Below are 6,893 nucleotides of genomic sequence, written 5' to 3' on the forward strand. Positions count from 1 at the left end.
GTATTTCTTTATCAAGATCATTTTGCACAAATTCTTTGATCACACAGGCAATTCCCAAGCCCACCTGTGCAAACTGGATTAAAAGATCCATGGAACTGACTTCCAGAATGTGACCAAGCTGCATCTGGTGCTCATGAAGCATGGTATTGACGGACTGTCTGGTTATATTCTGTTCGTCAAGAAGCATGAAAGTAGCAGTGTGCTGAAGGGGTTCTGATGGAAAAAGCTGGTGCTGATTCTCCAGGTATTGATGTGTAGCGACAAAGGTATCCTGGATCTGCAGCAGAGGCAAAAATTCGTATCCGGATAGCTTCTGCGGTCGTCCGATCAGGCCGATGTCTATTTTGTCTTCTTCAAGAAGTTTCAGGGTCTGGTAGGTGGACTGGCAGGAGATTGTAATACGGATTTGCGGATTGGCAGCTATGAAATCTTTCAGCCTGGGCATAAGTACATATTTGCATAAAGTGGTGCTGGCACCGATGCGCAGCCTGGGAATCTCTCTGGAACGATTGTGAAGAATGGAATCCTCTCCTTCGGAAAGAAGGTCGAAGGCTCCTTTTACTTTTTCATATAGAATCTGGCCGTCAGGGGTGAGGGTTACGCCTCTGGAACTGCGCTTGAAAAGAGTGGTGTCCAGATTATTTTCCAATTTCTTAATGGCGCGGCTGATGGCAGGCTGGCTGATGTACAGCTCCTTAGCAGCAGTTGAGATATTGCCAGTGCGGCTGACTGTGTAAAATATATGATAAAGAGACAGATTTTCCTGCATAAATTCCTCCTGAATATATAACAATATTGCTTACCCTTGTCCATGACAACATATCTTACAATGTACAAAAATCACGCATTCGAATGATTTTTCGCCAAGTTTCTCAGGTTTTTGTGAACTACGCTCAAAATAATATCTTACAGAATAGCACCAGTAAACAGTGATATATAACTACAAATTATAATAACTATGATTAATATGTATTTTTATTATAACAGAAAGTGTGCTAAAATATCAACATACAATGAATCAGGAGGAATACTAAAATGGGAATGACAATGACTCAGAAGATCCTGGCAGCGCATGCAGGTCTGGATCATGTAGAAGCAGGACAGCTTATAGAGGCACAGCTTGACCTTGTTCTTGGAAACGATATCACTTCTCCGGTAGCTATCCATGAGATGGATAAGATGACAGTAGATACCGTATTTGACAAAGATAAAATTGCACTGGTAATGGATCACTTTATTCCGAATAAGGATATTAAGTCTGCTGAGCACTGTAAATGTGTTCGTGAATTTGCCTGTCGCCACGATATCACCAATTATTTTGATGTAGGACAGATGGGAATTGAGCATGCGCTCCTTCCGGAAAAGGGTCTTACAGTTGCAGGCGATGTGATTATCGGAGCTGATTCACACACCTGTACATATGGAGCTCTTGGAGCTTTTTCCACTGGTGTCGGAAGTACTGATATGGCAGCTGGCATGGCTACAGGAAAAGCATGGTTTAAGGTACCGTCTGCCATTAAATTTAACATCGTTGGCAAACCGAAAAAATGGGTAAGCGGTAAGGATGTGATCTTACATATCATTGGAATGATCGGCGTGGACGGAGCTCTTTATAAATCTATGGAGTTCGTGGGAGAGGGAATTAAAAACCTGTCTATGGACGACCGTTTTACTATTGCTAATATGGCAATTGAGGCTGGCGGAAAGAATGGAATTTTCCCGGTTGATGATCTTGCAATCGAATATATGAAGGAGCATTCCAAGCGCCCGTATACAGCATACGAGGCTGATGAGGACGCTGTTTATGAAGCTGAGTACACAATTGATCTTAGCACATTGGAATCAACTGTTGCGTTCCCTCATTTACCAGAGAACACTAAGACCATTTCTGAGATTGGAGAACCGGTTGTTGTAGACCAGTCTGTAATCGGATCCTGTACGAATGGCCGTATTGACGACCTTCGTGTTGCAGCCCGGATTCTGAAGGGACGCAAGGTTAAGAAAGGGCTTCGCTGTATTGTGATTCCTGCGACTCAGGCAATTTATCTGCAGGCAATGGAAGAGGGACTTCTTAAGATTTTCATTGAGGCTGGAGCAGTTGTAAGTACACCTACCTGTGGACCGTGCCTTGGTGGATACATGGGTATTCTGGCCGCTGGTGAGCGCTGCATTTCTACTACTAACCGCAACTTTGTAGGACGTATGGGACATGTGGAGTCTGAAGTTTACCTGGCAAGCCCGGCAGTAGCTGCAGCAAGTGCAGTAACCGGTTATATTTGTGCACCGGAAGAATTAGGATTATAAGGAGGAGTACTTATCATGCAGGCAAAAGGCAGAGCTTTTAAATATGGAGATAATGTTGATACAGATGTTATTATTCCGGCACGTTATCTGAATTCTTCAGACCCGGCAGAACTGGCAACTCATTGCATGGAGGATATTGATAATACTTTTGTAAAAAGAGTACAGAAGGGTGATATTATTGTAGCAACTAAGAATTTTGGCTGCGGTTCTTCCCGTGAACATGCGCCGATCGCTATTAAGGCAGCTGGTGTCAGCTGTGTTATCGCAGAGACATTTGCCAGAATTTTTTACAGAAATGCAATCAACATTGGACTTCCGATCATTGAGTGCCCGGAAGCAAGCAAGGGCATTGATGAGGGGGATGAGGTAGAGGTGGATTTTGATTCTGGCATGATCTACAATCGCACCAAAGGAACTGAATTTAAGGGGCAGGCCTTCCCGGAATTTATGCAGAAGATCATTAAGGCGGAAGGACTTGTTAATTATATTAATGCACAGCATTAATATAATTGTTAACAGGCAAAGTAAAATATCCTGTTAAAGGGCAAATCGCCCAATCAATAGAAATTTGTCCAAGCATAAAAACTGACCTTGATGGACTGGGAAAACCAGCTGTCAAGGTCTTTTGGTATATGGGCGAAAACCTTGATTTCTGTGATTTTTCTCAATAAAATTGCAGTTTTACCTACGTTCAAGGTTCTTTTATAATTGGATAGGAGAGTTATACATGGGTTACCCGTCTATTCCGTTCACAGTAACACTTACAGACGATTTTAATTTGTTTTTTGAAAAAACTGTTGATTTTTATTATAACATTTGATACAATATCAACTGTTCGCGGGGTATGGCGTAGCTTGGTAGCGCGCACGGCTGGGGGCCGTGAGGTCGCAGGTTCAAATCCTGTTGCCCCGATTAGTCATTGACAAGTGACTTGAAAAATGTTAAGGTAATAACCACAAAGAACATATAAGAGAAATGCTTTGATAAGGAGTAGTACACAGGTACCGGAGCGCAGAGAGTCATCGGGTGGTGTGAGATGACGGAAGGAAACTGTAGAACTCGCCTTGGAGCAGCTGTCTGAAATTACTTCGAATGATTAGAAGAAGCGAGAGTAGACACAGCCGGATTCCACCGTTACAGGGAAAGGATATAAGGAGTAATCCCGTATCCGATAAGTGTATGGATTCTATTCATGAAATAAGAGTGGTACCGCGTAAGATGTATGTCTTCCGTCTCTTGCACCTGTATGTGTGCAGAGCTGGAGGACTTTTTTTATGTGATAGTAATTCCATTGGAATTTAATACCACATAAAGCTGCTTTATCAGACTGAGCTCTGACCCAGCAGACAAAGAATCCTTCCGTCACAGAAAAGAGAAAAATTAAATTTACAATATGGAGGAATAAAAAATGATGAATGTAAGCAAATACAAAAAACAGTATTATCTTCCACCAGAAACCTGTATGGACTGGGCAAAAAAGGACTATATTGATAAGGCACCTGCATGGTGTTCTGTAGACCTTCGTGACGGAAATCAGGCACTTGTCATCCCAATGAGCCTGGAACAGAAGGTTGAGTTTTTCAAACTTCTTGTACAGATTGGGTTTAAAGAGATTGAAGTAGGATTTCCAGCTGCTTCCGAGACAGAGTATACGTTCCTTCGTACCCTGATCGATCGCAAACTGATTCCTGAAGATGTTACGATCCAGGTACTGACACAGGCAAGGGAGCATATTATCCGTAAAACCTTTGAAGCCGTAAAAGGTGCGCCCAAAGCTATTGTTCACGTATACAATTCCACATCTGTTGCACAGCGTGAACAGGTATTCAAGAAATCCAAAGAAGAGATTTTAAAGATTGCCGTAGAAGGTGCGAAATTATTAAAAGAACTGGCTGAACAGACAGAAGGAAACTTCCAGTTTGAGTATAGTCCGGAGAGCTTTACAGGAACTGAGCCGGAATATGCCCTTGAGGTCTGCAATGCGGTTATCGATGTATGGCAGCCGACTCCGGACAACAAATGTATCATCAACCTTCCGGTAACAGTGGAGCATTCCATGCCGCATGTATATGCGAGTCAGGTTGAATATATGTGCAAACATATGCTTCGCCGTGAAAATGTAATCGTTTCCTTACATCCTCACAATGACAGAGGTTGTGGTGTGGCAGATTCTGAAATGGGAATTCTTGCCGGAGCAGACCGCATCGAGGGAACTCTTTTTGGAAACGGAGAGCGTACTGGTAATGTTGATATTGTAACACTTGGAATGAACATGTATTCCCAGGGAGTAGATCCGAAGCTTGACTTCTCCGATATGCCTCACATCTGCGAGGTGTATGAGCGTTGCACGGGAATGACAGTTGGAGAGAGAAGTCCATACAGTGGAGCACTTGTTTTTGCAGCATTTTCTGGTTCCCATCAGGATGCAATTGCCAAAGGTATGCACTGGATCGAGGAAAAAGATCCGAACCGCTGGACAGTTCCGTATCTGCCAATTGATCCCACAGATGTTGGACGTAATTATGATGCAGATGTTATCCGTATCAACAGCCAGTCTGGCAAAGGCGGCGTAGGCTACATTCTGGAAACAAAATACGGTCTGAACCTTCCGCCAAAAATGCGTGAGGCAATGGGTTACGCAGCCAAGGGTGTTTCTGATCACCTTCATAAAGAGCTTCATCCAGATGAAATCTTTGATCTGTTCAAAAAGACTTTTGAGAATGTGGGACAGCCGTACAGCATTAATGAAGTGCACTTCCAGCAGACGAGCGAGGGAATTACAACTAAGGTAATCTCCACATTTAATGGAAAAACAATTACCACAGAGGCTGTGGGAAATGGACGTCTTGACGCAGTGAGCAATGCCCTGAAGAAAGCATACGAATTGAAGTATTCTCTGGAAGTATACCAGGAACATGCGTTAGAGCGCAGCTCCAGTTCTAAGGCTATAGCATATGTTGGAATCAAGAAACCTGACGGAACTATGGCGTGGGGAGCAGGCGTAGACCCGGATATTATCCGTGCTTCCATTGATGCACTTGTAACAGCAATTAATAACCGCTGAGAGATTTGTTTAAACCTTATTTATAATAAGAAGCATATTTGATAACAAAAAGACAAACCACCGCAAATCAGTTCATAAAAAAGACTGTGCGGTGGTTTGCTGCTTTGAAAGGTAACGGCGCTTTTTGTCAGAATTCGGCGATAAAAAAGGTTTGACGAACAGAAAAAGAAAAGCTATAATAAAATCCATAAGAAGGGGAGAAATAACCATACCTAAGAATAAAAGGGGACAAATAGAAACAGGGTAAATTTATCAAAAATATTACATGATTTTTGAATGAATCATCCTATTTCTTTCTTGTTGCCTTTCTTTTTTTACCTGTTTTTAGAGAAAAAAGCTATAGAAAGCAAAAAAAACTTGACATTTTGGAGTTTATTAAATATAATTTTCCTATAAATTACAGAAATGTTACAGAATAAATAATAAAAGAAATCAAAACATAACAGAAGTGCAAGGAAAGAAGAATATGAAATTAAAAAGAAGTTTACAACATGTAACAACTTGCAAGAGCGATGCCCAGAAAAAAAAGAATGGAAATGCTCTTGTACATAATTTTGTAGCTCTTAGCGCCTGCGCCACGTTGGCAATGATTTTGGCAGTTGGAACGAAGGTGGCGGAGTTTGGTCCACGGAGCCAGGTATATGCAGCTTCGGACAAAGAGAATAGATCCGCGGATGCCTGGACTGACCTTGGAAGTGTAGAGTATGATCTGCCTACCGGAATTGCCGGTATGGTAACCAGTGTTGCAGATACTCCTTCAGCAGGAACATCTGTAACAAGAATTGGAACTTCATGCGAGAGAGTCATGGTAGGCCAGCGCGTGAAGCAGATAAAAGGAAACGTGGATGAGTTGAATGTAGGGGACTCTATGGCTGATACAGTTGCGAGCCTTGATGCAGCTGCAGTATCCATGTCTGCAAATCCGAAGATCATGTCGGACGCAGATTATGATAACTTGCTTCATATAGTAGAGGCAGAGGCGGGCACAGAGGACATTAAAGGTCGTGTACTGATCGCAAATGTAATTATGAACCGCCTTTCCCATGAGGAATTTCCAGATACCATTACAGGTGTTATTCTGGATCAGAGAAATGGAATTCCTCAGTTTTCACCTGTTTACGATGGTAAGTTTTATGAAGTAACGGTAACAGATGAGACCAGGGAAGCTGTGAAACAGGCATTAGAGGGAACTGACTATTCAGAAGGAGCTCTGTTCTTTGTTCAGCGTTCTGCTGCGGACAAAAAGAACGTGTCCTGGTTTGATAAGGATTTAAAAAAATTATTTAAATATGGTGTTCACGAGTTTTACACCTACCCGGATGAAGCTAAGTCACAGAACACTGAGAATGAAACCTCAGAAGATGACACAAATGTTGTTCAGATGGTGAAAAAATAATATTTTAATAACAGTAACATTCTGTAATAAAGAGATATAAGCCGCCAGGAAATTTGATATGCCCCTTGTCAAGTAGACAGGTGAGATATCTAAAGGTAAGCGACAAAAATACCTACATTTCATTTTGGA

The 6,893-nt window shown here is 42.1% G+C and carries 5 protein-coding genes, 1 tRNA gene and 1 other annotated feature; of the genes, 5 read left to right on the forward strand and 1 reads right to left on the reverse strand.

The genetic code is table 11. The annotated features are described in order from the left end of the window. The coding region (locus AB5642_RS19285) for a LysR family transcriptional regulator (protein WP_368371883.1) at window positions 1-769 on the reverse strand (769 nt) is incomplete at its 3' end. A gap of 266 nt (window positions 770-1,035) precedes the next feature. On the opposite strand from AB5642_RS19285, the gene leuC reads away from it, so the two are divergent. The 5 genes from leuC to AB5642_RS19310 all read left to right on the forward strand — a co-directional run bounded on the left by leuC (window position 1,036) and on the right by AB5642_RS19310 (window position 6,764). Further along, on the forward strand, window positions 1,036-2,304 hold the full coding sequence (gene leuC, locus AB5642_RS19290; protein ID WP_173718950.1) for a 3-isopropylmalate dehydratase large subunit: 1,269 nt from the start codon (window positions 1,036-1,038) through the stop codon (window positions 2,302-2,304). A gap of 15 nt (window positions 2,305-2,319) precedes the next feature. After that, a complete protein-coding gene (gene leuD, locus AB5642_RS19295) occupies window positions 2,320-2,808 on the forward strand; it encodes a 3-isopropylmalate dehydratase small subunit (protein WP_118578464.1) in 489 nt (162 codons plus the stop codon). A 334-nt stretch (window positions 2,809-3,142) separates the two neighbouring features. Then, window positions 3,143-3,216: transfer RNA gene (locus AB5642_RS19300), tRNA-Pro, on the forward strand. A 59-nt stretch (window positions 3,217-3,275) separates the two neighbouring features. Continuing rightward, window positions 3,276-3,544: a binding site (T-box leader), on the forward strand. Between the two features lie 168 nt (window positions 3,545-3,712). Beyond that, the gene (locus tag AB5642_RS19305) at window positions 3,713-5,368 is read left to right on the forward strand and encodes a 2-isopropylmalate synthase (RefSeq protein ID WP_173718951.1); all 1,656 of its coding nucleotides are present in this window, start codon (window positions 3,713-3,715) and stop codon (window positions 5,366-5,368) included. A 466-nt stretch (window positions 5,369-5,834) separates the two neighbouring features. Beyond that, window positions 5,835-6,764 (forward strand): cell wall hydrolase, encoded by a 930-nt coding sequence (locus tag AB5642_RS19310; RefSeq protein ID WP_118578463.1) that lies wholly within the window; start codon window positions 5,835-5,837, stop codon window positions 6,762-6,764. The last annotated feature ends 129 nt before the right edge of the window (window positions 6,765-6,893 follow it).

It is taken from the genome of Ruminococcus sp. 1001136sp1_2201st1_G3_2201SCRN_220225 (assembly GCF_040924365.1).
Lineage (GTDB): Bacteria > Bacillota > Clostridia > Lachnospirales > Lachnospiraceae > Blautia_A > Blautia_A faecis.